Below are 26,080 nucleotides of genomic sequence, written 5' to 3' on the forward strand. Positions count from 1 at the left end.
ATGAGCCTGCTGAAAATCAAGAACCTGACGGTGAAATTCGCCACCGCCACCGGTGCCTTCACCGCCGTCGACGGCATTGATGTGTCCGTGGACAAACACGAAGTGCTGGCCATCGTCGGTGAATCCGGTTCGGGCAAATCGGTATCGATGCTCGCCGTCATGGGCCTGCTGCCGGATACGGCGACGATTACCGCCGATGAGATGGTCTTTGACGGCATCAATCTGCTGGCCATGTCGCCGCAGGAGCGCCGCAAGCTGATCGGCCGTGAGATCACCATGATCTTCCAGGAGCCGGTCGCCTCGCTTAATCCGTCCTTCACGGTCGGCTTCCAGATCGAGGAAGTGCTTCGCCTCAATCTCGGCATGAGCGGCGCTGCCGCCCGCGCCCGCGCGCTGGAGCTATTCCGTGCTGTCGGTATTCCCGATCCGGAATCCAAGCTCAAAGCCTATCCGCACCAGATGTCGGGCGGGCAGTGCCAGCGCGTGATGATCGCCATTGCGATCGCCTCCAAGCCGCGTCTCCTGATCGCCGACGAGCCGACGACCGCGCTCGACGTGACCATTCAGAAGCAGATCCTCGACCTACTGATGAAGCTGCAGGAAGAATATGGCATGGCGCTGATCCTCATCACCCACGATATGGGCGTGGTTGCCGAGACCGCCGATCGTGTCGTCGTGCAATATAAGGGCCGCAAGATGGAGGAGGCGGATGTGCTGAGCCTCTTCGAAGCCCCGCAGCATCCCTACACCAAGGCATTGCTTTCGGCCCTGCCGGAAAATGCCACCGGCGACCGTCTGCCCACCGTCTCCGATTTCTTCGGCAAGGAGGGCTTTCGATGAGTATCGTGGTTGAAGGCAAGGGCATTACCCGCGACTATCACGTTCCCGGCGGCCTGTTCGGCGGTGCGAGGATGGTGCAGGCCCTGAAGGGCATCGATTTCGCCGTCGAGCGCGGCAAGACGCTCGCCATTGTCGGTGAATCCGGCTCGGGCAAGTCGACGCTGGCTCGCATCATTGCCCTCATCGATCCGGCTTCCGGCGGTGAATTGAAGATCGATGGCCAGCCGGTCGATATCGCCAGGCGCCGTCCCGGCACGGAAATGCGCTCCAAGGTGCAGATGGTGTTCCAGAACCCCTATGGCAGCCTCAATCCGCGCCAGAAGGTGGGTGACGTGCTGATGGAACCACTCATCATCAACACGAAGATTCCTGCTTCCGAGCGCCGCGAGCGGGCTGAAGCCATGCTCGTCAAGGTCGGCCTTGGTCCTGAGCATTTCAACCGTTATCCGCACATGTTCTCCGGCGGCCAGCGCCAGCGCATCGCCATTGCGCGTGCACTGATGCTGAACCCGGCGCTGCTGGTGCTGGACGAGCCGGTCTCGGCACTCGATCTTTCGGTGCAGGCACAGGTCTTGAACCTGCTGCGCGATCTGCAGGAGGAATTCGAACTGACCTACGTCTTCGTCAGCCACGATCTTTCCGTGGTGCGTTACATTGCTGATGACGTGATGGTCATCTCCAAGGGCGAGGCGGTGGAGCAGGGCACGCGCGAGGAACTTTTCGCCGATCCGAAGCACCCCTATACCCGTCAGCTCTTCGCCGCGACCCCGATCACTGACGTCGATGCCATTCGCGCCCGCGTGGAGCGCCGCAAGGCGGCGAGACAGGCGGCGACAGCCTGACGGTTGACGAAAGGTTGGGAGCAGGCCGGATTTCCGGCCTGTTCTTTTTTCAGGACTTCAGGAATCGCCCAATTGCCGCCAGCGCGCCCTGCTCGCGAATGTTGCGATAGGCGGCTTTCAGGGCTAGGACAAAGGTTTCGTTGGCGGGCAGGTCGCTGCCAAAGGTGCGTTCGAAAGCGAGGAAGCGGTCGACCACCGCATCCGGAGCCATCGCCAGTTGATCCGGCGCATCCCACTCTCTGAAGGCGGGGTCGAGAATGGTGATCGGCTGCCCCTTTTCATCCTCCTCTGCGCAGGACCTGATCCACAGCGCGACGGCAAAAATGACCGCTCCGCACTCAGCCTTTTTCGCCAGCAATTCTCGTAGTGGTGAAAGTATCCGCAGCGGCACTTTCTGCGACGCATCGGAGGCGATCTGCATGGTCTTGTGCTGCAATGAGGGATTGGCGAAACGCTGCCGCAGGCCGGCTGCGAATTCAGAACCATCGACGGCAGGGTCCAGCGTCCGTCCGACCTCACGCCAATAGACGTCGATGAAGTCGCGCACGGTCTTTTCAGCCCAGGCATCTGCCACCGTCGCAAGGCCGGCAATCTGGCCGATGGCGGCGATGGCGCTGTGGGAGCCGTTCAGCATCCTCAGCTTCATATGCTCGTAAGGTTCGACATCATCGACGAATTCCACGCCTGATTTCTCAAGCGCCGGCCTGCCATGGGGAAAACGGTCTTCGATGACGAAACGGAAATAAGGTTCCGCGACGACCGGCCATGCATCGCTGAGGCCGAGTGCGGCCGAAATCGCATCCCGGTCCGCATCCGTGGTGGCGGGAACGATACGGTCCACCATCGAGCAGGGGCAGGCAATATTGGCTTCGATGAAGGAGGCCAGTTCCTGATCCGCAAGGCTCGCGAATTCCAGCAGCAGCTTTCGCAGCATGTGGCCGTTGGCGGGCAGGTTGTCGCAGGACAGCAGCGTCAGCGGCAGGGAGCCTTCGGCACGTCTGCGCCGGGTCGCTGCAAGGATGAAGCCGAAGATCGAGCGCGGCCGCTCCGGGTTTTCGAGATCGTGGACGATATCGGGATGGTCGCGCAGCAGGCTGCGGGAGGCGAGATTGGTCAGGTAACCCTTTTCCGTCACGGTCAGGGTCACGATGAGAACGCGCGGGTCGGCCATCCGCTCCACCAGTCGTTCCGGGTTTTCCGGGGCGACGACGGTTTCAAGAATCGAGCCGACGATGCGCAGGCGCTCGCTTTGGCCATCGCGAAGGCAGAAGGTGTAGAGATTATCCTGCGGTTCGATGGCGTCGCGGGTGTCCGGGCTGCGCAGCGATGCGGCGACGATGCCCCATCCTGTTTCGCCGCGATTGAGGCAATCGTCGATGAAAACCGCCTGATGCGCCCGGTGAAAGGCGCCGACGCCGAGATGCACGATGCCGGGCGTGATTTTCACGCGCTCATAGGCAGGGGTCGTGACCGTGTGCGGCAGGCGGGGCAGGGTTCTAGCGGAAAGCCGGTCCATCATCAGCACAAAATCCCCCTGTGGAATGAGATGGTCTCGGCTCGCGCTGATGGAATCGCGACCCCGTGGTTTTCGTGCATGCAGTCCTCCACTTGTCTTTTAAATGATCAGGCGCCGGCCTCTTTGAGCAATCGGACCTGACGCAGCGTGTTCTGGCGGCTGCGCTCCAGGTGCCGCCACAGCGCATCGATGATCTGGGCCTTGCTGCCGGCGGCAATGGCATCGGCAATATTCTGGTGCTCCTCGACCGAACGGGCGTAATCACCGAGGATCGAGACGAAGACCGTGTGGGTCTGGTCTAGAATGCGCTCATGCGAACCGGAAATGACCGGAATGCGCGCCGCTGCGACCAGGGTCGCGTGGAAACTGCGGTCGTAGAAAAGCGCTTTCGACAATTCATCCAGCGTCGAGCCTTTGGCGAAGGCGCGATGTTTGTCGAGGCTTTCCAGCAGTGCCACGTGCAGCGTTCCGTCCAGCTGCCCGGCATCGAAGGCCACTTCCACCGCACCTTTTTCAAGCAGCATCCTGGCCGCGTATAGTTCCTCCACATCCTCGACCGTGAAGTCGCGCACCACCATCCCGCGCCGGGACGAATTGACCACCAGCCCATCCGCCTCGAGTTTCAGGCAGGCTTCCTTGACCGGCGTCGGGCTGATGCCGAGATCGGCGGCAAGTTCATTTGGCAGCAGACGTTCGCCGCCGCGCAATTTGCCGCTGACGATGCGTGCGCGCAGTTCCCGGTGCGCCTGTTCGGCGAGCGTGACTTTGACGAGTGTGTTCATGCCCACATCATCGCCCAGCTTTGCGAAGCAGGCAATGATCGAATATTAAAAATAAAAAATTTTTTATTTTACAAAATCCGTTTTTCCGTTAGCTCTATCTGCCATCGGAAGCCGGCTGCCGGAGGAGGGCGGTCCGGCAATCCCCTGACGGTTTGACTCGTTCAACCATTGGACGCGGGAGATGACGCGATTTCACCCGCCCAGTCGGCAAAGCGTGTCTCAGAAAGGGACTTCCGCCTTTCCTCCCCAGAAGCGTTCAAGCATCGAGGAATGACCGATCATGAAAATTACCGCCGTCGAACCCTTCATCCTGCACCTGCCGCTGACATCGGACTCCATTTCCGATTCCACCCACAGCATCACCCATTGGGGTGTTGTCGGCGCAAAGATCACCACCTGTGACGGCCTCGAGGGCTATGGTTTCACCGGCACCCATGCGCATCTGGCGTCGGACAGGCTGATCACATCCTGCATCAGCGATTGTTACGCGCCCTTGCTCGTCGGCGAGGATGCGTCGGAGCATTCACGGCTTTGGATGAAGCTCGCTCGTTATCCCTCACTCCAATGGGTCGGCAGGGCTGGCATCACCCATCTGGCGTTAGCTGCGATCGATGTGGCTCTCTGGGACCTGAAAGCGAAAAAGGCAGGCGTGCCGCTGTGGCACTATCTCGGCGGCGCACGCACGGCGGCAGTGGAAGCTTATAATACCGATATCGGCTGGCTTTCCTTCTCGTTGGACGATTTGCTTGCAGGCAGCTCAAGGGCGGTGGAGGAAGACGGTTTCACCCGGCTGAAAATCAAGGTCGGGCATGACGACCCGAATATCGATATCGCCCGGCTTGCTGCCGTCCGCAAACGCGTCGGCTCATCCATCCGCATCGCCATCGATGGCAACGGCAAATGGGATTTGCCCATATGCCAGCGCTTCTGTGCGGCAGCGAGGGATCTGGACATCTACTGGTTCGAGGAGCCGCTTTGGTATGACGATGTGACAAGCCATGCCCGACTGGCGCGCAATACCACTATCCCGATTGCGCTCGGCGAGCAGCTTTATACGGTGGATGCGTTCCGTTCCTTCATCGATGCCGGCGCCGTCGCTTATGTCCAGCCGGATGTAACACGGCTTGGCGGCGTCACCGAATATATCCAGGTTGCCGATCTGGCACTCGCCCATCGCCTGCCTGTCGTGCCGCATGCCGGCGAGATGAGCCAGGTGCATGTGCATCTGAGCTACTGGCATCCGGCGTCGACCATTCTCGAATATATTCCGTGGATCAAGGATCATTTCGAAGAACCGATCCAGGTGCGGGATGGTGTCTACAAACGGCCTGAGCAGCCGGGTGCGAGCACGACACCACTGGCGGAAAGCTTCGTGCGTTACGGCAAGGCGCTGAACTAGAGCAGCGGTATACCGCCCGGATTTTAACGGAGGGAAAGCACGTCCTCCGTCATGCCGGACTAGATCCGGCATACAGCCACGGCGCGTCTGCGCCGTAAAAAGACTCTTTTGCGATCAAAGACTTGATCGCGCTGGACCCCGGATCAAGTCCGGGGTGACGGCGTGTGGATGATACGATTTTTCCAGATTTAGCGCCAGCCAAGTGCCGGCGCTACCTGCTTCAGGATGGTCTCGATCACATGGGCGTTATAATCGACGCCCAACTGGTTCGGCACGGTCAGCAGCAGCGTGTCAGCTTCGGCGATGGCTTCGTCGGCCTTCAGCTGTTCGATCAGCTTTTCCGGTTCGGCGGCATAGCTGCGTCCGAAGATCGCACGCGTCTTGTCGTCGATATAGCCGATCTTGTCGTCGCCTTCGTTACCGTAACCGAAATAGGCGCGGTCGCGATCATTCACGAGGGCGAAGATGCTGCGGCTGACGGAGACGCGTGGCTCACGCGCATGCCCGGCCTCCTTCCAGGCTTCCCGGAACGTGCGGATCTGCTGGGCCTGCTGGACGTGGAAAGGCTCACCGGTTTCGTCCGTCTTCAGCGTGGAGCTTTGCAGGTTCATGCCAAGCTTTGCCGCCCACACTGCCGTTGCATTGGAGCTCGAGCCCCACCAGATGCGCTCGCGCAAGCCTTCGGAATGCGGCTCCAGCCGCAGAAGACCCGGCGGGTTGGGGAACATCGGCCGCGGGTTCGGCTCGGCAAAGCCTTCGCCCTTCAAAAGCTCGAGGAAGACCTCGGTGTGCTGACGCGCCATATCTTCTTCGCTCTGGCCCTCGGCCGGGCGATAACCGAAATAACGCCAGCCATCGATGACCTGCTCCGGCGAGCCGCGGCTGATGCCGAGCTGCAGGCGTCCACCGGCGATGAGGTCGGCCGAACCGGCGTCCTCCACCATGTAGAACGGGTTTTCGTAACGCATATCGATGACGCCGGTGCCGATCTCGATCTTTTTCGTGCGGGCGCCGACGGCGGCCAGAAGCGGGAAGGGCGAGGCCAGCTGACGGGCGAAATGGTGCACACGGAAATAGGCGCCGTCAGCCCCCAGTTCTTCTGCGGCCACGGCGAGGTCTATCGACTGCAGCAGCGTATCGGCCGCCGAGCGGGTCTGCGACTGGGGGGAGGGCGTCCAGTGGCCGAAGGATAGGAATCCGATCTTTTTCATAATGACCTTCCAGATTTGGAGGATGTCCGCTAGTGCAGCGACATCGTTGTTATCCCTCATATAAGCAACGGCGCAGATCCTCCAACCTGCGAGACGAAGACAGGGTGTCGCCGAAATGTGAACGATCGCGACTTCAGACCATGATGCCGCGCTTGAGAATAAAGAGCCTTTCGTGGGCGCGCGCGGTGGTGAGGATGAAATCCATCAAGGAGCGCACCCGTGGCACATTGGCAAAGTCCTGATGGCTGGTGAGCCAGTAACCTCGCCGCAGCTCGACCTCACCCGGAAGCACCATCTGCAAATCCGGGAAGCGCGCGGCGATGAAATTCGGCAGGATGCAAAGCCCTCGGCCACCAAGCGTGGCGGTCAGTTGCGCAAAAATGCTCGAAGACTGGAAATTTGGCCGCAGGCCCGGAAGCACATCGCGCATGTAGTCGAGGCCGGGTGAAAAGATCAGATCCTGCACGTAGCCGATGAAGAAGTGGTCGAGCAGGTCTTCCCGCTTCGTGATTTTCGGCTGTCCGGCGAGATAGGACCGTGAGGCGTAAATATGCAGAGTGTAATCGATGATCTGTTCATTGATATAGGGACCGGCCTTCGGCGGATCGAGCGTGACAGCCACATCCGCCTCCTTTCGGGAAAGCGCCATGATCTGCTGGATCGTCACCATTTCCACCATGATGTGGGGATGGGTGGCGGCGAAGTCCTTCAGCCTCTCGACGAAGAAAAAATTGGAAAAACCTTCGGGAGCGCTCAGGCGCACAACGCCGCGCAGCAGGCTGCCGCTTTCGGAAATATCCGATTGCAGCCGTTCAGCCTCTGCCTCTATGCGCTCGACGGTATCGACCAGTCGCCGCCCCACCGTCGTCAGCTCATAACCGCGCGGGTTCCGCTCGAAGAGCTTGGTTTTAAGCGAAAATTCCAGCCGGTCGATGTGGCGGGAGACGGTGGCGTGGCTGGTGCGCAGGCTTCTGGCGGCGGATGAGAGCTGCCCGGTGCGGGCCACGGCCAGGAAATATTGCAGGTCGTCCCAGGTGAAAGGGGTCGCCATAATTGTCTCCCATCAAGAGTTCTGTTCAAAAATGAACAGTCCCTGTTCGCAATTTGATGATGACACGCTCTTGTGTCAACGGCCGAATTCGAGAAGTCTACGCTCAGGATGCGCCGCTTTGAGGAGGGCGGTGCGGCCATTCATGTGCAGGGTTTCGGTTCACTGCTGCACAGACAATCTGAGGCTCGCAATCATCTCTGGGAGGAGAAGTCATGCGCAAGAGTATCGTTTTATCCACGGCCATGGCACTGGCCGCCGGCACCGCCGCTTATGCCGCCGAGATTTCGGACGGCAAGGTCAAGATCGGTATCCTGAACGACCAGTCCGGCGTTTACGCCAATTTCGGCGGCAAATACTCCTATGAAGCCGCGAAGATGGCGGTCGAGGATTTTGGCGGCAAGGTGCTCGGTGCGCCGGTGGAAGTGGTGACCGCCGACCACCAAAACAAGGCTGACGTTGCCTCCAATATTGCCCGACAGTGGTACGACACCGAACAGGTCGACTCCATCATGGAACTGACCTCGTCATCGGTGGGCCTTGCCGTGCAGGCACTTTCGAAGGACAAGAAGAAGATCACCGTCAACACGGGTGCTGCCACCACAGAGCTGACCGGCAAGCAGTGCAGCCCCTATGGTTTTCATTGGGCCTATGACACCTATTCGCTGGCTGTCGGCACCGGTGGCGCACTCGTCAAACAGGGCGGCGACAGCTGGTTCTTCCTGACAGCCGACTATGCCTTCGGTTATTCGCTGGAAGAAAATACGTCCAATTTCGTCAAGGCCAATGGCGGCAAGGTGCTGGGCTCCGTGCGCCATCCGCTCGCAACCACCGACTATTCGTCCTTCCTGCTGCAGGCGCAGTCTTCGGGCGCGAAGGTTATCGGTCTTGCCAATGCCGGTCTCGACACCTCCAACGCCATCAAACAGGCTGCGGAATTCGGTATCGTTGCAGGTGGCCAGCGCCTTGCAGCGCTTCTCTTCACGCTAGCCGAAGTCCATGGTCTCGGCCTTGAGGCAGCTCAAGGGTTGACACTGACGGAAGGTTTTTATTGGGACCGCGACGATGAATCGCGCAAGTTTGGCGAGCGCTTCAAGGAACGCACCGGGGCCATGCCGAACATGGTTCACACCGGCACCTATTCCGCTGTCTTGCATTATCTGAAGGCGATCGAGAAGGCCGGCACCGACGATGCAGACGCCGTCGCCAAGGCCATGAAGGAAATGCCTGTCAACGACGTCTTCGCCAAGGATGGCCATGTGGCCGCCAATGGTCGGATGATCCACGACATGTACCTCATGGAAGTGAAGAAGCCTGACGAAAGCAAGCAGCCCTGGGATTATTACAAGGTTCTCGCCACCATCCCCGGCAAGGAAGCCTTCATGGACCCCGCAAAGAGCGGTTGCCCGCTGGTGACGCAATAAAAGACTGACGCAATAAAGGGGAAAGTTTCATGACGATCGCTCCCGCCCCCGCCGGGCAGGCAGAACCTCGCGTCGTTCTTTCGGCGCGTGGTCTCACCAAGACCTTCGGCGCATTCGCAGCCGTGAAAAACGTCGATCTCGACGTGCATCACGCCCGCGTCCATGCGCTGATCGGCCCCAACGGCGCCGGCAAGACAACGGTTTTCAACCTGTTGACCAAGTTTCTCCAGCCGACAGGCGGGGCGATCACCTTCATGGGAACGGATATAACAAAAACGCCACCGGACAAGGTGGCGCGTCTCGGCCTCGTCAGGTCTTTCCAGATATCGGCGGTGTTTCCGCATCTGACGGTTCTGGAAAACGTGCGGGTGGCGTTGCAGCGGCCCAACAGCCTTGCAACGCAGTTCTGGCTGCCGCTCTCTTCGCTGGACAGGCTGAATGCCCGCGCCGAGGAGCTGATCTCCATGGTGGGCCTCACGCGGGAAAAACACGCGCTTGCGGCCGATCTGTCTTACGGCCGCAAGCGGGTTCTCGAAATCGCGACTACGCTGGCGCTTGATCCCAAAGTTCTGCTGCTGGACGAGCCGATGGCGGGCATGGGTGGAGAAGATGTCTCGCATGTGGCCGAGCTTATTCGTGAGGTGGCAAAGACCCGCGCGGTGCTGATGGTCGAACATAATCTGAAGGTCGTGGCCGATATCTGCCATCACGTTACTGTTCTGCAGCGTGGAGAAATTCTGGCTGAGGGCGATTATGCCACGGTTTCTGCCGATCCGCGCGTGCGCACGGCCTATATGGGCACGGAGGAGGCTTGATATGGCGGCAATGCTCGAAGTCTCCAACCTGAAATCCTGGTATGGCGAAAGCCAGGCGCTGCACGGCGTCGATCTGACGGTCGGCGAGGGCGAAACCATCACCATTCTCGGCCGCAATGGCGTGGGCAAGACCACGACGTTGCGAACCATCATGGGCATCATCCGCAACCGCAAGGGCGTCATCAAGCTCGGCGGCAAGGATCTAATGCCGGTGCCGCTGCATCGCACCGCAAAATGCGGCCTCGGTTTCGTGCCGGAGGAGCGCGGCATCTTCGCGACATTGAGTGTCGAGGAGAATCTGATGCTGCCGCCCGTCGTCGCCGCCGGCGGCATGACGCTCGATGAAATCTACGAGCTGTTTCCCAATCTTTACGAACGCCGCACCAGCCCCGGCACGAAGCTCTCCGGTGGCGAGCAGCAGATGCTGGCCATGGCGCGCATCCTGCGCACCGGCGTCAAGGTGCTGCTGCTGGATGAGCCGACCGAAGGGCTTGCCCCCGTCATCGTACAGCGCATTGGAGAGGTTTTGCAGAAGCTGAAGAGCCGCGGCATGACCGTGGTTCTGGTGGAGCAGAATTTCCGGTTTGCGAGCCGTATCGCCGATCGCTTCTACCTCATGGACCACGGCCAGATGGTCGGCGATTTTCCGGTGGGGGAGCTTTCCGCCCGCATGGGCGAGCTTAACAAGGTGCTGGGGGTTTAACCATGACGATGATCTTCGGCGTTCCAATTCAGTCGCTCCTCGGGCAATTGCTGGTCGGCCTTATCAACGGCTCATTCTATGCGCTGCTGTCACTTGGGCTTGCTGTCATCTTCGGGCTGCTGCGCGTCATCAATTTTGCCCATGGCGCGCAATATATGCTCGGCGCTTTCGTCGCCTTTCTCGGCCTGCAATATTTCGGCATCAATTTCTGGGTGGCGCTCATCGTCACGCCGCTCGTCGTCGCGCTGTTTGGGGCGATCATCGAACGTTTCCTTCTGTCGCGGCTTTATGATCTCGATCCACTCTATGGTCTGCTCTTCACCTTCGGCCTGGCGCTGGTGGTGGAAGGCACGTTCCGGTGGCTTTACGGCGCGGCGGGCCAACCCTATTCGGTGCCGCGCGAACTCGCAGGCGGCACCAATCTCGGCTTCATGTTCCTGCCGAACTACCGCGCCTTCGTCGTCGTGATCTCGCTGATCGTGTGCATCGCCACCTGGGCCTTGATCGAAAAGACGCGTCTCGGCTCCTATCTGCGCGCCGCGACGGAAAACCCGACCCTTGTGCAGGCTTTCGGCATCAATGTGCCTGTTCTGTTGACGCTCACCTACGCGCTCGGCGCCGGCCTTGCGGGTTTCACCGGCGTTCTCGCCGCCCCCATCTATCAGGTCTCGCCGCTGATGGGCACAAACCTCATCATCGTCGTCTTTGCGGTGGTGGTCGTTGGCGGCATGGGCTCGATCATGGGCGCCATCGTCACCGGCTACATGCTCGGTATCGCCGAGGGCCTCACCAAGGTGTTCTACCCTGAGGCCTCCAATATCGTCATCTTCGTCATCATGGCCTTTGTGCTGCTCATCCGCCCCGCCGGACTTTTCGGAAAGGACGCCTGATATGTCCAAAGCCACCCATAGCCCAACAGCCGGCGCAATGCCGCGGACGGAAGTATCGACGACGGCAGCAACCATCAAGACGGTGCTCATTCTGGCCGGGCTTGCCATTCTCATCGCCGCGCCGATGTTCGTTTATCCGATCTTCCTGATGAAGCTTCTCTGCTTTGCGCTCTTTGCCTGCGCCTTCAATCTGCTGATCGGTTATACCGGGCTGCTTTCCTTCGGCCATGCGGCATTCTTTGGCGGCGCTGCCTATTTCACCGCCTATTCGGTGAAGGAATGGGGTGTCACACCGGAAATCGGCCTTGTCATCGGCATGGCGGGGGCCGCTCTCCTCGGCCTTGTCATCGGCTTTTTCGCCATTCGCCGACAGGGCATCTATTTCGCCATGATCACACTCGCCTTGTCGCAGATGTTCTATTTCTTCTGCCTCCAAGCACCGTTCACTCATGGAGAGGACGGCCTGCAGGGCGTGCCACGCGGCCATCTCTTCGGTATTCTCGATCTCAATGGTCCGCTCAATATCTATTACACGGTGCTTGCCGCCTTCGTGTTGGCACTGCTGGTCATCTGGCGTTTCGTCAATTCGCCGTTCGGCATGATCCTGAAGTCGATCCGTGAAAATGAGCAACGCGCCATTTCACTCGGCTATAGCGTGCAGCGCTACAAGCTCGGCGCCTTCGTCATGTCGGCGGCGCTCGCCGGGCTTGCTGGCGGGCTGAAGGCGCTGGTGTTCCAGTTCGCGACGCTGACAGACGTGACATGGCAGATGTCCGGTGAAGTGATCCTGATGACGCTGCTCGGCGGCATCGGCACCATGATCGGCCCGATTTTCGGCGCAGGCCTTGTCGTGACCCTGCAGAACTATCTCGCGACCTCGGACTTCCCGGTCACCATCATCACCGGCCTCGTCTTCATGGCCTGCGTTCTGGTGTTCCGTCGCGGTCTGATCGGTGAATTTTATGCTTCCCGGCTGGGGCGGAAACTCGGCTTTCAGCACCGCAGCTAGCCAATTTTGAAAACACCTGGAAAGCCTCCCCGCGTTCGGGACGACGCGGCAAGGATGGCGTGTGGAGAAGAGAATGGGCGAATATGACTATATCGTCATCGGAGCGGGGAGCGCCGGATGCGTTCTCGCCAACCGCCTTTCGAAAGACCCGAACAACCGCGTGCTGCTTCTGGAAGCGGGCGGCAACGATAACTACCACTGGATTCATATTCCGGTCGGTTATCTCTATTGCATCAACAATCCACGCACGGACTGGTGTTTCAAGACGGCGGAAGAGCCTGGCCTGAATGGACGCGCGCTGATCTATCCGCGCGGCAAGGTGCTGGGCGGCTGCTCCTCCATCAACGGCATGATCTACATGCGCGGGCAGGCGCGGGACTATGACGTCTGGCGGCAGCTTGGCTGCGAAGGCTGGGGCTGGAACGACATCCTGCCCTATTTCCTGAAGTCTGAAGATTTTTATCGCGGCAAGAGTGACCTGCATTCCAGCGGGGGCGAGTGGCGTGTGGAAAAGGCCCGCGTGCGCTGGGATGTGCTTGATGCCTTCCAGAAGGCGGCAGGAGAAGCGGGTATTCCCGCGACTGACGATTTCAACCGCGGAGACAATGAAGGGGCCGGTTATTTCGATGTCAACCAGCGGGCGGGCTGGCGCTGGAACACGGCGAAAGCATTCCTGAAACCGGTGCTTGGCCGCAAGAACCTCACCGTTTTGACCAAGGCCCATGTCAAAAGGCTCATCATCGAAGAAGACCGGGTGACGGGTGTCGAATTCCATCATGACGGCGTCCTGAAAAAAATGCGGGCGCGGCGCGAAACCGTGCTGTCCGCCGGCGCAATCGGCTCGCCGCATGTTCTGGAGCTTTCCGGGGTCGGCCGTGGGGATGTGTTGCAGGCTGCGGGTATCGATACGGTGGCGGAGGTTCAGGGTGTGGGCGAGAACCTGCAGGACCATCTGCAACTGCGCATGGTCTACAAGGTCGCCGGTGTTCTGACGCTCAATGAGCGGGCCTCGACGCTCTTCGGCAAGGCGCGGATCGGCCTGGAATATGCGCTGACGCGCTCCGGGCCGATGTCGATGGCGCCGAGCCAGCTCGGTGTCTTCACCCGCTCTTCGCCGGAAAAGGAAACCGCTGATCTGGAATATCATGTGCAGCCGGTTTCGCTCGACAAGTTCGGGGATCCGGTTCACACTTTTCCCGCCATAACGGCAAGCGTCTGCAATCTGCGGCCGGAAAGCCGTGGCTCAGTGCATGTGAAAGGACCGGATTTCGCCATGCAACCGGAAATCCGCCCGAACTACCTTTCCACTGAAGGCGACCGGAAGGTGGCCATAGATGCCATGCGGCTGACGCGCCGCATCGTCGCCCAGCCGGCCTTTTCCCGCTTCAGGCCGGAGGAATACCGGCCCGGCCCCTCCTTCGAAAACGACAATGATCTTGCCAAGGCGGCAGGTGATATCGGCACCACCATCTTCCACCCTGTCGGCACGCTGCGCATGGGGTCGGATATGGAAAGTGTCGTTGATGCGCGCCTGAAGTTCCGCCGGCTCGCCGGGCTGCGCGTCGCCGATGCCTCGGTGATGCCGCGCATTACATCCGGAAATACCAATTCGCCGACGATCATGATTGCCGAAAAGGCCGCCGACATGATCCTTGCGGATAATCGCTGAAAGGAACCTACCGATGAAGACCATCGCTTTTCTGGGGCTGGGACATATGGGCCTGCCGATGGCCGCCAATCTCGTCAAGGCGGGATATGCCGTCAGGGGATACGATCTTGCCGAAGCCTGCCGTGCAGCGGCAAAGGAGGCGGGCATTCCGGTTGCCGCGAATTCTGCCGAAGCAGTCAACGCGGCTGATGTGGTCATCACCATGCTGCCCAAGGGCGAACATGTCGTTTCGGTCTATGACGATCTGACTAGTAAAATCTCTGCCGGAACGCTCCTTATCGACTGCTCGACCGTGGATATGGCAAGCGCATTGAAGGCGCATGAACTGGCCGCTTCCGCCGGTTGCCCTTCGGTCGACGCCCCCGTTTCCGGCGGCACGGGCGGTGCGGCCGCCGGCACCCTGACCTTCATGTGCGGTGGTGAGGCGGAGGCTTTTTCGGCGGCGAAGCCGCTGCTGGAAGCCATGGGCAAAAAGATTGTGCATTGCGGCAAGGGCGGCAACGGGCAGGCGGCCAAGATCTGCAACAACATGATCCTCGGCATTTCCATGATCGCGGTTTCCGAGGCTTTTGTGCTCGGCGAAAAACTCGGGCTTTCGCACCAGGCGCTGTTCGATGTCGCCTCCACCTCTTCCGGGCAATGCTGGTCGCTCACCACCTATTGCCCGGTGCCGGGTCCGGTGCCGACATCACCCGCCAACAAGGATTACCAGCCCGGATTCGCCGCAGCCTTGATGCTCAAGGACCTGAAGCTTTCGCAGGAGGCGGCCAATGGTGCTGACGCCTCCACGCCGCTGGGTGCTGCGGCGGCGGCGCTTTATGAGAGCTTCGTCGACGACGGGCAGGGCGGGCGTGATTTTTCCGCCATCGTTGAAATGCTGCGCGGGAGCAGAGCATGACAGCCGCCGCGCCATCTGACATTCTGTGGGTGCCGCCGGAAGAGAGGGTGAAGCGCTCGGCGCTTTTCGCCTTCGCGACAAGAACCGCAAAGATACACGGGCAGGCCGCCGATGATTATGCCGGCCTGCTGCGCTGGTCCATCGACGCGCCGGAAGAGTTTTACGATGCGCTGTGGGACGAGCTCGGCATTATCGGCACGCGCGGCGACGTTGCGTTCAAGCCGGGCGCGACGATCCGGGAGGCTGAGTTCTATCCGGGCGCGAGGTTGAATTACGCCGAAAACCTTCTGCGCGATGCCGATGAGCGGTTGGCCATCATCGCTCATCGTGACGATGGTACAAGGCGCGAGATAAGCCGCAAGGGGCTTTACAACGCAGTGTCCCGCATGGTGCAGGCGCTCGTGCATGCCGGGGTGCAGGAAGGTGATCGCGTCGGGGCGATCGTCACCCATGATATAGAGGCGATTGTGGGATATCTGGCCGTGAGCGCCATCGGTGCCATCTGGTCGTCCTGCTCTCCGGATTTCGGCCCGGCAGGCGCCTCTGACCGCCTGTCTCAGATCGGCCCGAAAATCATCATCGCCGTGCCGGAATATGGTTATGCCGGTAAACGCATCGACGTCGGCCCGACCATCCGCGCCGTGGCGGAGAGTGCGGCCCCTGAAAAGATCGTTCTGATCGGTGAAACCGTTCCCGAAAGCCTTACTGATCTCGGCTGCGTCACGCTTGCGGCTTTCGTTGCGCCTTATGCGGCGGGCGAGATTGTCTTCAACCGTCTGCCCGTCCAGGCGCCGCTGGTGATCCTTTATTCCTCCGGCACGACAGGCAAGCCGAAATGCATCACCCATTCCGGCGGCGGCCTGCTTCTTCAGCACATGAAGGAGCTGAAACTGCAATGCGATATCAAGGAGGGTGAGCGCTTTTTCTATTTCACCACCTGCGGCTGGATGATGTGGAACTGGCAGGTCTCCGGTCTCGCGCTCGGTACCACCCTCGTCACCTATGATGGCAATCCCGGCTATCCGACGCCCGGCCGGCTGATCGATCTCATCGACGCCGAAGGGATCGCCACTTTCGGCACGTCTGCGAAATTTATCGATGCATGCCTGAAGGCGGGACTGAAACCGCGGGAAAGCCATGATCTTTCATCGCTGCGAACAATTCTCTCCACTGGTTCGCCGCTCATCCCGCAATCCTTCGATTATATCTATCGCGACTGGAAGGCGGATGTGCATCTCGCCTCCATTTCCGGCGGCACCGACATCTGCGCCTGTTTCCTCGGCGGCAATCCCCTACAGCCGGTTCATCGCGGTGAATTGCAGGGCGCGATGCTCGGCATGGATATCGATACGCTTGACGATGAGGGCCGTTCCGTTCGCGGCGTTCCCGGCGAACTCGTCTGCCGGAATGCGCATCTGTCCATGCCGGTGAAATTCTGGGGCGATGAGGATGGTTCGCGCTATCAGGCCGCCTACTTCGATCGTTTCCCCGGCATCTGGGCGCATGGCGATTTCGCCGAACTGCGGCCCTCCGGCGGTTATGTGATCCATGGACGCTCGGACACGACGCTTAATCCAGGTGGGGTGCGCATCGGGACTGCGGAAATCTACCGGCAGGTGGAAACCGTGCCCGAAGTAGAGGAGGCCATTGCCGTTGGGCAGGATATCGACGGGGACCAGCGGGTCATCCTCTTCCTGCGCATGAAGGGTGGTGCTGCCTTGACGGAAGAGCTGGAAAAGACCATCCGCAGCCGCATCCGTTCGGGGGCGACGCCGCGGCATGTGCCGGCAAGGATCATTGCTGTCAGCGCTATCCCACGCACACGCTCCGGCAAGATTTCCGAAATCGCGGTGCGCGACACCATCCATGGTCGGCCGGTGAAGAATGCCGATGCGCTCGCCAATCCCGAAGCGCTCGAACTTTTCCGCAACCTGCCGCAGCTGAAGGACTAGGCCCATGGAGGATCAACCGAAAACCGTGCTTGTCACCGGTTCCACCAGCGGCATCGGACTTGCCATCGCCAGGCGTTTCGCCGAGGCGGGCTATCTGGTCGCTGTGCATGGCATAGAAACGGTGGAGGAGGCGACGCAGGCGCTGGAGGCTGTAGGGAAAGTGGCGCGGCAAAGGCCGGCCTATTTCTCCGCCAACCTCGCGAACTATGAAGAAAGCGCGCATCTGCCTGAAAAGGTCATTGCGGAATTCGGCCATGTCGATGTCCTCGTCAACAATGCCGGCATTCAGAAGGTCGCGCCGATCGATGAGTTCGACTTCGCGGATTTTTCCCGCATCGTTGCCATTTCTCTCGACAGCGCCTTTCACACCATCCGCGCTGCTTTGCCGGGCATGAAGGAAAGAGGCTGGGGCCGCATCGTCAACATCGCTTCCGCGCATGGTTTGCGCGCGTCTCCCTTCAAGGCTCCCTATGTGGCAACCAAACATGCGGTGGTGGGACTGACGAAAAGCGTTGCGCTGGAGGTTGCCGAACTCGGCATCACCTGTAACGCCATCTGCCCCGGCTATGTCTGGACCCCGCTTGTGGCCGCGCAGGTCGCGGATCAGGCGAGGGTACACGGCATGAGTGAGGAAGATGTGGTGAAAAAGGTGATGCTTGCGCCGCAGCCGACAAGACGCTTCATCCAGCCGGAGGAAATCGCCGAAATGGCACTTTATCTCGCTGGCGATATGGCCCGTTCCATCACCGGCACCACCATTTCCATCGATGGCGGCTGGACCGCGAAATAACCGAGAGGCCCGGACGCCCTCTTCCGGTAAGGGCCAGATTGCGCCATGTCGAATGCGCCGGCCCCTCGCGGGAACAAAACCTCTCCCTGTGGATTAGATTGACAGAGTTTAGGGAGTGAAAGACATGGCCAGAGAAAATACCAGCTATCTCGACGGTCGGGATGCTCCGAAAAAGGAGACGGCCACACGGGCACGGCAAGGATCGACAGGACGTCCGGTTCTTGTCATTCTGATCGTCAGCGTGTTGTTAGCGCTGGTGGTCTGGGCTGTCGTGGAATACGCGGTTTTCGAACCGGACGAGAACCTGCCGCAAAATCCGCAGACGGAGAACGCCCCCGTCCCGCAGCAGCCCTCGGGTTCGGAAAGCTTCGACAACAATCCCGCGAACGGCGGTGCTTCGCCGCCGGCTTCAACGGAGCGAAACCCTTCCCCGCAGGACTCCACGGGGGCGCCACAGAACCCGTGACGCAGATGCCATGAATTTTCGTGGCGTTTGAATGGAACCATATTGCTCCCGATTTCATTTCACACAAAGTGACAGGAATCGGGGGTTTCATTCATGGCAGTCACCGTCACTGCAGTTTTTCTCACGCTCATCGGCCTCGCGCTGTTCGGTTTCGGCTCCCAGCTTGTGATGCTTGGGGGCAGTTTTTATTATGTGCTTTCCGGACTGGCCTTTCTGTTGACGGCCGTTCTGCTCTTCAAGCGCAATCGCGCAGCACTTCACGTCTATGCCGTCTTCATTGTCGCAACACTTGCGTGGGCAGTCTGGGAAGTCGGTTTTGACTGGTGGCAGCTTGGCCCGCGCGGCGGTTTTATCATTGTGATAGGCCTCTGGCTCTTGGTGCCCTGGGTGAGGAAGCCACTCGGTTTTGCAAGCCCGACGGGGCTAAGCTATGGGCCGAATGCCTGGCCGCTGGCGCTTTCCGTTCTCGCTTCCATCGCGGTTGCCGGATATTCGATGGCACAGGACCCGCATGATCAGCCAGGGTCCTTGCCGCAGGAAACGGCGTCCGCGACGCCCGCCTATGGCGGCAATGTGCCTGACGGTGACTGGCATCAATATGGCCGCACGCCCTATGGGCAGCGTTATTCCCCACTGACCCAGGTCAATGTCGACAATGTTTCGCAATTGAAGGAAGCTTGGCGTTACCAGACCGGCGACGTGAAGCTGCCGGACGATGTGGGCGAAACCACCTATCAGGTGACGCCGCTCAAGATCGGCAATACGCTTTTCATCTGCACGCCGCATAATTGGGCCATCGCCATCGATGCCGCGACCGGCAAGGAAAAATGGAAATACGATCCGAATGTCGGCCTCAATCCGGATCGCCAGCACCAGACGTGCCGCGGCGTGTCCTATTATGCCGAACCGGGTGCCGCGCCGGGAACGGCCTGCGCCGAGCGGGTCTATCTGCCCACGTCGGATGCACGGTTGATCGCGCTCGATGCCGCCACCGGCCAGGTTTGCACCTCCTTTGCCGATCAGGGTGTGCTGCATCTCGAGCAGGGCATGAAATATAATCCCGCCGGCTATTATTATTCGACATCGCCGCCCGTGATTGCTGCGGGCAAGATCATCATCGGCGGCGCGGTGAATGACAATTACTCCACGCAGGAACAATCCGGCGTGATCCGCGCTTTCGATGTGAACAGCGGTGCGCTCATCTGGAACTGGGATTCCGGGAACCCGCAAAAGACCGAGCCGATTGCGGCCGGTGAGACCTACACGACCAACTCGCCGAACAGCTGGTCCGTCTTCAGTTATGACGAAGGCCTCGGGCTCGTTTATGTCCCGCTCGGTAATCAGGTCCCGGACCAGCTCGGCATGGGCCGCAGCGAGAATGTGGAGAAATATTCTTCCTCCATCGTCGCGCTCGATATCAATACGGGCAAGGATCGCTGGGTGCGCCAGACGGTTCATCACGATCTCTGGGACATGGATGTGCCGGCCCAGCCGGTGTTGCTCGACATAACCAAGGATGGTCAGACCGTTCCTGCGCTCGTCGGGCCAACGAAGCAGGGGGATATCTACGTTCTCGACCGGCGCACCGGCGAGCCGCTTCTGCCGATCACGGAGGAGCCAGCCCCGGGCGGTGCGATCCCCGAGGACTTCACCTCGCCGACGCAGCCGACAACGGCCCTCTCGTTCAAGCCGGAGCCATTGCAGGAAAAGGACATGTGGGGTGTCTCCATGTTCGACCAGCTCGCCTGCCGCATCCGCTTCCACCAGCTGAACTACAAGGGCCGCTACACCCCGCCGTCACTGACCGGCTCGATCATCTATCCCGGCAATTTCGGCACCTTCAACTGGGGCAGTGTGGCTGTGGATCCTGAAAGGCAGGTCATGTTCGGTATGCCGACCTATCTCGCCTTCACCTCCCAGCTCGTCCCGCGCAATCAGATTCCGCCGAAGGGTCAGGACGAAAAGGGCAGCGAGCAGGGTCTGAACCGTAATGACGGTGCGCCCTATGGCGTTTTCATGGGACCGTTCCTCGGCCCGCTGCAGATTCCCTGCCAGGCGCCGCCGTGGGGTTATGTCGCCGGCGCGGACCTGCGCACCGGGGATGTGGCCTACAAGCACAAGAACGGCACGGTCTATGACATGACCCCGCTGCCGCTCCCCTTCAAGGTGGGCGTGCCGGGAATTGGCGGACCGATGATCACCAAGGGCGGCGTAGCCTTCCTGGGTGCCGCCGTGGATAATTATCTGCGGGCCTATGACCTCACCACCGGCAAGCAGCTCTGGGAAGCGCGCCTGCCCGCTGGCGGTCAGGCAACGCCGATGACCTATGCACTGGAAAACGGCAAGCAATATGTGGTGATGGTTGCGGGCGGTCACGGTTCCGTCGGGACCAAACCGGGCGACTACGTCATCGCCTACACCCTGCCGTAACCTTCAGGCTACGACGACAATAAAAAACCGGAATGGGTGACCATTCCGGTTTTTCTTTGAGCCGATGCGGATGGCGTCAGGCAGCCTTCTTCTCGGCCGCGGCGTTCACCGAAGTCTTGGCAAGCGCGGTCAGCGCGTCGTCGGTCTTCGACTCTTCCTTAAGAGTGGCATCGAGCAGCGATACCGCCTTGGTATGGCCGAGCTTTTCCGCCCAGGCCTTCAGCGTGCCGTAGCGGGCGATTTCATAGTGTTCGACCGCCTGGGCCGATGAGACGAGACCGGCGTCGAGGGCGGGGGTGCCCTTGAAATCCTCCATGATTTCCTCGCCCTCGGCGATAATGCCCTGGATGGCTTCGCAGGTCTTGCCCTGGGCGCGCTTGCCAATGATCTCGAATACTTCCTGCAGGCGCTCTACGTGGCCCTGCGTTTCTTCCTTGTGCTTTTCGAAAGCCTGCTTCAGCTTCGGGTCGGTCGCCGCCCGCGCCATTTTCGGCAGGGCTTTCAGGATCTGCCTTTCGGCGTAGTAGATGTCCTTCAGCGTGTCGTAAAACAGGTCGTCGAGTTTCTTCTCGGCCATTGGTCCTTCTCCCATGAAGTGGAAATGCACGATGTGCGCTCATGCGCACGGGAAACAAACTTTCAGCTGCTCCTATGGTTCCGGTTCGGTTGTACGCAACGTTTATATTGCTGTGCGGAACCATCGCGCCTTTTCGAACTTAGTGTGGAGAAATTTCCGGGAGGAGACGCGACAGTGCCCCAAAGCCTTGCAGAAGAATTTTCCATGAATATTTCCATTCCGTTCGAGGTGCTGCTGGTGCGCGTGTTCGGCGCGGTCATCCTGTGCGGCCTGATCGGTCTGGAGCGCGAATTTCACAAAAACACCGCTGGTCTGCGCACCAATATGCTCATCGGCCTTGCCGCCGTCACTTTCTGCGTCATCACCATCCATATGATGGAAACGATGGCGGAAGGGCATGAGGCAGCCCGGCTCGATCCCATCCGACTGGTGGAAGCCGTAACCGCCGGTATCGCCTTTCTCGCCGCAGGTGTGGTCGTTTACACCAAGGGCGACGTCAAGGGGCTGACGACGGGCGCAAGCATGTGGCTTTCGGCGGCGATCGGCCTCTCGGCCGGTCTCGGCATGTGGCCGCTCGCTCTGCTCGCCGCAGCAATGGGCATCGTCGTATTGTGGACGCTTCGCCGTATCCAGGTGGTAACCGGTATCAAGGATGAATGAACGGCATCAGCGGAAGTGAAAAAGATCGGCGTCGGGGTCGGTACCGCCATTGATGGCGGCGGCCACGATTTCGGCGGCGATCTGGCTGAAAGTGATGCCGTTGCCGCCGAACCCCATCACCGCATAGACATTCTTCATGCCCGGAACGAGGCCGATCAGCGGCAGGCCCGTGGTGGTCGTACCAAAGGCTCCCGCCCAGCGATAATCGGGTTCGCCGATATCCACGCCCAGCAGTGTTTCAATCTTGCGGCGGATTGTTCGTGTCTTGCCTGCCAGCTTGCTCTTCGACTGATAGGAGACAGGATTTTCCTCGTCCTCGCCGCCGGCAATCACTCGTCCCTCACGGTCGGTTCGCAGATAGAGATAGGGGTCTGCCGCCTCCCATACGATGTGGCTTTGCAGCCAGTCCGGCAGATCCAGCCCTTTCCTGCTGGCCAGCGCCCAGGTGGAAATGATCCGGTGTGTCGGGCTTTCAAGCGCTTTCAAGAACTCATACCCGGTGCAAAATACGATGTTGCCGGCGGAGAGGATTTTCCCGTTGGCAGTGGCGACGATTACTTCGTCGCCAACGTTTCTGAGATCGGTGATTTCCAGAGGAGCGACGATTTCCGCTCCAGCGCTCGCGGTATGGCGCAGCAGACCCGCTGTCAACTGGGCGGGATTGGCGGAGGCCGATATGTCGCTGACGATGGCGGCGGTCCGTTCCAACCCATAATGCTCTCTCAGTTGCGCGGCGCCGAGAAACTCAGCCTCGATGCCGGCTTCTGCGCGGGCATCCGCCTCTGCCTTCAGCGCGCGCGAACCCATGTCGTCACCGGCGAGGTACAGTGCCTGTTTTCGTCTCATGCCGCAGGAAATATTGAGCGAGGTGACGATTTCCTCCAGACGAAGAACCGCGCGCGCCGAGCGCTGCCAAGCCCTGTCTGCAGCCTCCCTGCCGATCATCGTCCGGAGTTTCGTCAGCGGCGTGTCGATCTCGTGCTGTATCATTGCGGTGCTCGCCATGCTGCTGCCTTTGACGGGTTCGCGTCGGTCAACGATCAGCATGGATCGTCCCGGGCGATGCAGCGAGTGGGCCACCAGCGCGCCGCTGATACCGGTCCCGACAACGATTGTGTCGTAGTGGTTGTCTTTCGGCGTCTTGCCGCTTCTGACACCGATCCGCGGCGTATCGGCCCAGAGCGGGGTTGACTCCCTGAGGTCGCGTTCCTTCGTCAGGTCTGATGCGGTCATGAAATGGTCCTGAAAACTGTCACGGTTCGGTATAGCCGGCGACGTTGATGACAAGCCTCCCGCCTGCGGGATCGTTGCGGAAGAAAAGCGTTCCGCTGTCGCGCGATTCCGAGGCGACGTAATCGAATGTCACGTCCGCGCTTTCCTGCGTGCCGCCGTCCTGCTGCAGATCTCCGCGTACCTGCACCTGCGCCGCCGTCGTCATGGAGAGATTGCGGATATCGAATTTCACCCGATATTGCCCCGGCTCACCGTTAACGTCTGTCACGGCGATCTCGAAGCGGGCGTCGTCCGGTTCGTAGCGATAGATGTCGTAGAGGATCCAGCCGAGCATGGAGGCGACGAGCAGGGTGCAGATGGCGCCCGTGACCCATTCGATCCAGTGCGGATCGGAACTTTCCGTGTGTTTTCCATCCTTGGAGATTGTCATGATGTCCTCACAGGATCAGCCGGGCCGAGGCGGCGCCGATCGAGGCGGGAACGCCGAGAATGACGGCGGCATTCAATATCTGCGACAGGGAGGTGTGGTCGAGGCGTTCGAAAGTCCAGAGCGTGTAGATGCTGATGCCGATGGCGATGACGTAGCCCGGCAGGGTGAAGCGGATGAAGGATTGCCACCATTTCTGTCCCTCGTGTAGCCGATGCGAGCCCTTGAAATGAAGCGCGTAGACGAAACCATGCATGATGGCGATCGACAGCAGGCACAGGGCGAGAATGTGATAGGGGGTCACCTTATAGGCGATGAGGATCATTTCTTCCGTCGGCGCGACGTTGAGATTCAGAAAGAGCGCACCCACCACCATCATGAAAAGCTCGTGCAGATATCCGGTCTCGCCCGAATATTCGCCTTTCTCTTCATCCTGCTCATCGGAATGCTGTCCAAGCTGGCTGCGGCCAAGCAGGGCGCCTATGCTCGCGGGAACGGATTGTAACGCAACCTTTGTGACGATGTTGGAGGCGGTGATCTGGTCGTTGAGGACACCGAACAGCAGAAGTGCGGCCGCGCTCACCGCGACGCCCAGCCCATAGGCGGTTATTGCGTCTCGCGCCGCCTGGCTCCAGGAGTGAATATTCTCGAACCCGATCCGACGGGCGAGAAGTAGAAGCAGCGGCAGGTTGAGGACGCAAAGCAGCAGGAGCCGCCATGGGCTGATGTAAAGGCCCAGAAACCACATCTCCATGGTCATCAGCATGGGCAGGGCAAACAGCAATGCGCCCGCCGTTCCTCGCGCCAGACCTGTCAGAAACTGTCTGACCTCGTCGTCGCCTTCACCGTCCCGATCGATTGTCGCCGCCATGCCATCCCCCGTGTGAAGAGATAACGCAATGGCGTTTTTCCGGTTCCGCGGGATTATTTCGCGGGGTCGATGAGGGCTATGCCGAACTCACTGATATAGCTGCGTCGCAGTTCTGCGGGTGTTTCGCGGATAACCACCTCCAGTGTCGGTCGTACCACGCCTTTCAGAAAGTGCCCGCCCTTGGTCGAGCCATCGTCAAAGCCCAGAACGACATGCAGGTGCGGGTTCGGCGTATCGTTTTCGTCAAGGGTAATATCGCCGAGCAGGCTCAGGACCTCGCTCTGTTCCGTCACGGGTATTTCTTTGTATTCTCGCGATAAAAGGTCGAAAAACGCAAGCGTCGCGGTGGAGAAGGCACCGATCGCCGTCACCGACGCCGCGTTGATGTTTTCGGTCCGCGCAAAGCGGCGGATTGCGTCGAATGCCTCTTCTTCCGGCTCGATCACGAGAATGAAGGTACGTTCGGCGGCGCTCGCCAGCAATCTGCTTTTCATGACTTCCTCCCAAAAAAAGTGCCGCCGGAAGCCGGCGGCACAAAGGAATGCGGAGCTTATCAGGCGGCACGGCGCTCGTGGCGACCTTCCTCCACCTCTTCGACGATCTTGGCCACAAAGGCATCAAGGTCATCGGGGCTGCGGGAGGTTATGATCCCCTTGTCGGTAACCACCTTTTCATCCTTCCAGTTGGCGCCGGCGTTTTTCAGGTCGGTCTTGATCGACCAATAGGATGTGGCGTCACGGCCGCGAAGGGCGTCGGCTTCGACCAGAAGCCAGGGCGCGTGGCAGATGGCCGCTACCACCTTGCCGGATTTCAGAAAGTCGCGGACCACCCGCATGGCGTCTTCGTCATGGCGCAGCACGTCCGGATTGATCTGGCCGCCGGGAAGCACCAGCGCATCGAAATCATCCGGGCGAACGCTTTTCGCGAGGAGATCGACGGCAATACTGTCGCCCCAGTCCTTTTCATCCCAGCTTTTGATCTCTCCTTCCTTGATAGAGGCGATCTTTACATCCGCGCCTTTGGCCTTGAGCTGATCGTAGGGCACCCTGAGCTCCGAGCGTTCATAGCCGTCAGTTGCCAGGATAAGGATTTTTGCGGCGTTAATAGCAGTCATATCTGTCTCCTTTGGGTTCAATCTTCCTTGTCCGAATTCACGGAGGGGAGGAAAAATTCCACGTCCTTGCGGCGTTCCGCTTCGAGCGGTTCGATGTGCGTCTGCCAGAATGTCTCGGCTGCAGCTGGTTCGTGCTCCCATTGGCGCACAAATGTCTTGTTGTCGTCGATCATCACCTGACGCGTGCCGCCGAGCCGCAGATATTCTTCCGCAAGTTTGCGCGTTTCGGTTTTTTCCATGTCGCGGCTCCTAGTGTGTGGAATCGGGAACGGAGGGACGCCGGATGGGTAAGAAGCTCGACTGCCGTTTCGTTGGCCACCGGGAGAAAACGGAAAAACCCCGATGTTCTTCAGCGCCATCATGTCCGTTTGACACGGCGGCCCTCCTGCCAGAACAACGTGAGCTTTCCGGTATGGTTCCGCAGTTTTTTGACGGCGCATGCGTGCTGCGGCCCAATAAATCGCGCGCAATTTTTGCCGGAACAAACGGGCCGCTTGTGCTGTTTTACCCCTGA

The 26,080-nt window shown here is 60.0% G+C and carries 27 protein-coding genes; 16 read left to right on the plus strand and 11 right to left on the minus strand.

Going from position 1 to position 26,080, the window contains the following annotated elements; translation table 11 throughout:
• Positions 1-840: an ABC transporter ATP-binding protein gene (locus WA845_RS15930; RefSeq protein ID WP_112555392.1), complete on the plus strand. Its 840-nt coding sequence runs from the start codon at positions 1-3 to the stop codon at positions 838-840.
• Positions 837-1,682 carry an ATP-binding cassette domain-containing protein gene (locus tag WA845_RS15935; protein ID WP_004437861.1) on the plus strand — a complete coding sequence of 282 codons (846 nt, stop codon included), beginning with the start codon at positions 837-839 and terminating at the stop codon, positions 1,680-1,682. Before WA845_RS15930 ends, WA845_RS15935 begins: the two co-directional genes overlap by 4 nt.
• Positions 1,683-1,731: 49 nt before the next feature.
• Here WA845_RS15935 and WA845_RS15940 read toward each other — a convergent pair whose 3' ends face one another.
• On the minus strand, positions 1,732-3,201 hold the full coding sequence (locus tag WA845_RS15940; protein WP_112555395.1) for a mannitol dehydrogenase family protein: 1,470 nt from the start codon (positions 3,199-3,201) through the stop codon (positions 1,732-1,734).
• Positions 3,202-3,305: 104 nt separating this feature from the next.
• Positions 3,306-3,980: a GntR family transcriptional regulator gene (locus WA845_RS15945; protein WP_108081688.1), complete on the minus strand. Its 675-nt coding sequence runs from the start codon at positions 3,978-3,980 to the stop codon at positions 3,306-3,308.
• A gap of 280 nt (positions 3,981-4,260) precedes the next feature.
• On the opposite strand from WA845_RS15945, the gene WA845_RS15950 reads away from it, so the two are divergent.
• Positions 4,261-5,379, plus strand: coding sequence for a mandelate racemase/muconate lactonizing enzyme family protein (locus WA845_RS15950; protein WP_112555397.1), 1,119 nt, complete (start codon positions 4,261-4,263; stop codon positions 5,377-5,379).
• Positions 5,380-5,567: 188 nt separating this feature from the next.
• Here WA845_RS15950 and WA845_RS15955 read toward each other — a convergent pair whose 3' ends face one another.
• Together WA845_RS15955 and WA845_RS15960 are read right to left on the minus strand one after the other, a co-directional pair.
• Positions 5,568-6,590 (minus strand): LLM class flavin-dependent oxidoreductase, encoded by a 1,023-nt coding sequence (locus WA845_RS15955; RefSeq protein WP_044459600.1) that lies wholly within the window; start codon positions 6,588-6,590, stop codon positions 5,568-5,570.
• A 133-nt stretch (positions 6,591-6,723) separates the two neighbouring features.
• Positions 6,724-7,641: a LysR family transcriptional regulator gene (locus WA845_RS15960; protein WP_112555399.1), complete on the minus strand. Its 918-nt coding sequence runs from the start codon at positions 7,639-7,641 to the stop codon at positions 6,724-6,726.
• Positions 7,642-7,853: 212 nt separating this feature from the next.
• Here WA845_RS15960 and WA845_RS15965 point away from each other — a divergent pair, with 212 nt between their 5' ends.
• The 11 genes from WA845_RS15965 to WA845_RS16015 all read left to right on the plus strand — a co-directional run bounded on the left by WA845_RS15965 (position 7,854) and on the right by WA845_RS16015 (position 20,684).
• Positions 7,854-9,062, plus strand: coding sequence for an ABC transporter substrate-binding protein (locus WA845_RS15965; protein ID WP_006698064.1), 1,209 nt, complete (start codon positions 7,854-7,856; stop codon positions 9,060-9,062).
• A gap of 29 nt (positions 9,063-9,091) precedes the next feature.
• Positions 9,092-9,877, plus strand: coding sequence for an ABC transporter ATP-binding protein (locus WA845_RS15970; RefSeq protein WP_004437874.1), 786 nt, complete (start codon positions 9,092-9,094; stop codon positions 9,875-9,877).
• A 1-nt stretch (position 9,878) separates the two neighbouring features.
• The gene (locus WA845_RS15975) at positions 9,879-10,580 is read left to right on the plus strand and encodes an ABC transporter ATP-binding protein (RefSeq protein WP_112556699.1); all 702 of its coding nucleotides are present in this window, start codon (positions 9,879-9,881) and stop codon (positions 10,578-10,580) included.
• A 2-nt stretch (positions 10,581-10,582) separates the two neighbouring features.
• Positions 10,583-11,470 (plus strand): branched-chain amino acid ABC transporter permease, encoded by an 888-nt coding sequence (locus tag WA845_RS15980; protein ID WP_337322448.1) that lies wholly within the window; start codon positions 10,583-10,585, stop codon positions 11,468-11,470.
• 1 nt (position 11,471) lies between these two features.
• A complete protein-coding gene (locus tag WA845_RS15985; RefSeq protein ID WP_006698062.1) occupies positions 11,472-12,479 on the plus strand; it encodes a branched-chain amino acid ABC transporter permease in 1,008 nt (335 codons plus the stop codon).
• Between the two features lie 73 nt (positions 12,480-12,552).
• Positions 12,553-14,148 carry a GMC family oxidoreductase gene (locus WA845_RS15990; RefSeq protein WP_112556697.1) on the plus strand — a complete coding sequence of 532 codons (1,596 nt, stop codon included), beginning with the start codon at positions 12,553-12,555 and terminating at the stop codon, positions 14,146-14,148.
• 13 nt (positions 14,149-14,161) lie between these two features.
• On the plus strand, positions 14,162-15,046 hold the full coding sequence (gene mmsB, locus WA845_RS15995; protein WP_112556695.1) for a 3-hydroxyisobutyrate dehydrogenase: 885 nt from the start codon (positions 14,162-14,164) through the stop codon (positions 15,044-15,046).
• Positions 15,043-16,998 (plus strand): acetoacetate--CoA ligase, encoded by a 1,956-nt coding sequence (locus WA845_RS16000; RefSeq protein ID WP_112556693.1) that lies wholly within the window; start codon positions 15,043-15,045, stop codon positions 16,996-16,998. Before mmsB ends, WA845_RS16000 begins: the two co-directional genes overlap by 4 nt.
• Positions 16,999-17,002: 4 nt before the next feature.
• Positions 17,003-17,788 carry a 3-hydroxybutyrate dehydrogenase gene (locus tag WA845_RS16005; protein WP_004437889.1) on the plus strand — a complete coding sequence of 262 codons (786 nt, stop codon included), beginning with the start codon at positions 17,003-17,005 and terminating at the stop codon, positions 17,786-17,788.
• Between the two features lie 124 nt (positions 17,789-17,912).
• Positions 17,913-18,254 (plus strand): hypothetical protein, encoded by a 342-nt coding sequence (locus WA845_RS16010; protein ID WP_112556690.1) that lies wholly within the window; start codon positions 17,913-17,915, stop codon positions 18,252-18,254.
• Between the two features lie 93 nt (positions 18,255-18,347).
• Complete coding sequence (locus WA845_RS16015) at positions 18,348-20,684, plus strand: glucose/quinate/shikimate family membrane-bound PQQ-dependent dehydrogenase (RefSeq protein WP_337322449.1); 2,337 nt, start codon at positions 18,348-18,350, stop codon at positions 20,682-20,684.
• A 76-nt stretch (positions 20,685-20,760) separates the two neighbouring features.
• On the opposite strand, the gene WA845_RS16020 is transcribed toward WA845_RS16015, so the two are convergent.
• Positions 20,761-21,261 (minus strand): YciE/YciF ferroxidase family protein, encoded by a 501-nt coding sequence (locus WA845_RS16020; protein ID WP_044459433.1) that lies wholly within the window; start codon positions 21,259-21,261, stop codon positions 20,761-20,763.
• 174 nt (positions 21,262-21,435) lie between these two features.
• Here WA845_RS16020 and WA845_RS16025 point away from each other — a divergent pair, with 174 nt between their 5' ends.
• Positions 21,436-21,921 (plus strand): MgtC/SapB family protein, encoded by a 486-nt coding sequence (locus WA845_RS16025; protein WP_004437902.1) that lies wholly within the window; start codon positions 21,436-21,438, stop codon positions 21,919-21,921.
• A 6-nt stretch (positions 21,922-21,927) separates the two neighbouring features.
• Here the strand turns inward: WA845_RS16025 and WA845_RS16030 are convergent, their stop codons facing one another.
• The 6 genes from WA845_RS16030 to WA845_RS16055 are packed head-to-tail and all read right to left on the minus strand — an operon-like array spanning position 21,928 to position 25,805.
• Positions 21,928-23,154, minus strand: coding sequence for an NAD(P)/FAD-dependent oxidoreductase (locus tag WA845_RS16030; RefSeq protein WP_022563476.1), 1,227 nt, complete (start codon positions 23,152-23,154; stop codon positions 21,928-21,930).
• Between the two features lie 19 nt (positions 23,155-23,173).
• On the minus strand, positions 23,174-23,584 hold the full coding sequence (locus WA845_RS16035) for a TIGR02588 family protein (protein WP_022563477.1): 411 nt from the start codon (positions 23,582-23,584) through the stop codon (positions 23,174-23,176).
• A 7-nt stretch (positions 23,585-23,591) separates the two neighbouring features.
• Positions 23,592-24,452 carry a TIGR02587 family membrane protein gene (locus tag WA845_RS16040; RefSeq protein WP_004437909.1) on the minus strand — a complete coding sequence of 287 codons (861 nt, stop codon included), beginning with the start codon at positions 24,450-24,452 and terminating at the stop codon, positions 23,592-23,594.
• A gap of 53 nt (positions 24,453-24,505) precedes the next feature.
• Complete coding sequence (locus tag WA845_RS16045) at positions 24,506-24,946, minus strand: PPC domain-containing DNA-binding protein (protein ID WP_112556688.1); 441 nt, start codon at positions 24,944-24,946, stop codon at positions 24,506-24,508.
• A gap of 59 nt (positions 24,947-25,005) precedes the next feature.
• Complete coding sequence (locus WA845_RS16050; protein ID WP_004437914.1) at positions 25,006-25,566, minus strand: DJ-1/PfpI/YhbO family deglycase/protease; 561 nt, start codon at positions 25,564-25,566, stop codon at positions 25,006-25,008.
• Positions 25,567-25,583: 17 nt separating this feature from the next.
• Complete coding sequence (locus tag WA845_RS16055) at positions 25,584-25,805, minus strand: hypothetical protein (protein ID WP_006698052.1); 222 nt, start codon at positions 25,803-25,805, stop codon at positions 25,584-25,586.
• A 44-nt stretch (positions 25,806-25,849) separates the two neighbouring features.
• On the opposite strand from WA845_RS16055, the gene WA845_RS16060 reads away from it, so the two are divergent.
• Positions 25,850-26,080 carry a hypothetical protein gene (locus WA845_RS16060; protein WP_004437918.1) on the plus strand — a complete coding sequence of 77 codons (231 nt, stop codon included), beginning with the start codon at positions 25,850-25,852 and terminating at the stop codon, positions 26,078-26,080.

Source organism: Agrobacterium sp. CMT1 (assembly GCF_037203725.1).
Taxonomy (GTDB): domain Bacteria; phylum Pseudomonadota; class Alphaproteobacteria; order Rhizobiales; family Rhizobiaceae; genus Agrobacterium; species Agrobacterium pusense.

Coding starts and splice junctions, on each gene's coding strand:
- mmsB (WP_112556695.1), top strand. CDS start 14,162: ATGAAGACCATCGCTTTTCTGGGGCTGGGACATATGGGCCTGCCGATG.
- WA845_RS15965 (WP_006698064.1), top strand. CDS start 7,854: ATGCGCAAGAGTATCGTTTTATCCACGGCCATGGCACTGGCCGCCGGC.
- WA845_RS16020 (WP_044459433.1), bottom strand. CDS start 21,261: ATGGCCGAGAAGAAACTCGACGACCTGTTTTACGACACGCTGAAGGAC.
- WA845_RS15945 (WP_108081688.1), bottom strand. CDS start 3,980: ATGAACACACTCGTCAAAGTCACGCTCGCCGAACAGGCGCACCGGGAA.
- WA845_RS15955 (WP_044459600.1), bottom strand. CDS start 6,590: ATGAAAAAGATCGGATTCCTATCCTTCGGCCACTGGACGCCCTCCCCC.
- WA845_RS16050 (WP_004437914.1), bottom strand. CDS start 25,566: ATGACTGCTATTAACGCCGCAAAAATCCTTATCCTGGCAACTGACGGC.
- WA845_RS16045 (WP_112556688.1), bottom strand. CDS start 24,946: ATGAAAAGCAGATTGCTGGCGAGCGCCGCCGAACGTACCTTCATTCTC.
- WA845_RS16005 (WP_004437889.1), top strand. CDS start 17,003: ATGGAGGATCAACCGAAAACCGTGCTTGTCACCGGTTCCACCAGCGGC.
- WA845_RS15970 (WP_004437874.1), top strand. CDS start 9,092: ATGACGATCGCTCCCGCCCCCGCCGGGCAGGCAGAACCTCGCGTCGTT.
- WA845_RS15975 (WP_112556699.1), top strand. CDS start 9,879: ATGGCGGCAATGCTCGAAGTCTCCAACCTGAAATCCTGGTATGGCGAA.
- WA845_RS15940 (WP_112555395.1), bottom strand. CDS start 3,201: ATGATGGACCGGCTTTCCGCTAGAACCCTGCCCCGCCTGCCGCACACG.
- WA845_RS16000 (WP_112556693.1), top strand. CDS start 15,043: ATGACAGCCGCCGCGCCATCTGACATTCTGTGGGTGCCGCCGGAAGAG.
- WA845_RS15960 (WP_112555399.1), bottom strand. CDS start 7,641: ATGGCGACCCCTTTCACCTGGGACGACCTGCAATATTTCCTGGCCGTG.
- WA845_RS16015 (WP_337322449.1), top strand. CDS start 18,348: ATGGCAGTCACCGTCACTGCAGTTTTTCTCACGCTCATCGGCCTCGCG.
- WA845_RS16010 (WP_112556690.1), top strand. CDS start 17,913: ATGGCCAGAGAAAATACCAGCTATCTCGACGGTCGGGATGCTCCGAAA.
- WA845_RS15950 (WP_112555397.1), top strand. CDS start 4,261: ATGAAAATTACCGCCGTCGAACCCTTCATCCTGCACCTGCCGCTGACA.
- WA845_RS16060 (WP_004437918.1), top strand. CDS start 25,850: ATGGGTAAGAAGCTCGACTGCCGTTTCGTTGGCCACCGGGAGAAAACG.
- WA845_RS16035 (WP_022563477.1), bottom strand. CDS start 23,584: ATGACAATCTCCAAGGATGGAAAACACACGGAAAGTTCCGATCCGCAC.
- WA845_RS15980 (WP_337322448.1), top strand. CDS start 10,583: ATGACGATGATCTTCGGCGTTCCAATTCAGTCGCTCCTCGGGCAATTG.
- WA845_RS15990 (WP_112556697.1), top strand. CDS start 12,553: ATGGGCGAATATGACTATATCGTCATCGGAGCGGGGAGCGCCGGATGC.
- WA845_RS15930 (WP_112555392.1), top strand. CDS start 1: ATGAGCCTGCTGAAAATCAAGAACCTGACGGTGAAATTCGCCACCGCC.
- WA845_RS15985 (WP_006698062.1), top strand. CDS start 11,472: ATGTCCAAAGCCACCCATAGCCCAACAGCCGGCGCAATGCCGCGGACG.
- WA845_RS16030 (WP_022563476.1), bottom strand. CDS start 23,154: ATGACCGCATCAGACCTGACGAAGGAACGCGACCTCAGGGAGTCAACC.
- WA845_RS16040 (WP_004437909.1), bottom strand. CDS start 24,452: ATGGCGGCGACAATCGATCGGGACGGTGAAGGCGACGACGAGGTCAGA.
- WA845_RS16055 (WP_006698052.1), bottom strand. CDS start 25,805: ATGGAAAAAACCGAAACGCGCAAACTTGCGGAAGAATATCTGCGGCTC.
- WA845_RS15935 (WP_004437861.1), top strand. CDS start 837: ATGAGTATCGTGGTTGAAGGCAAGGGCATTACCCGCGACTATCACGTT.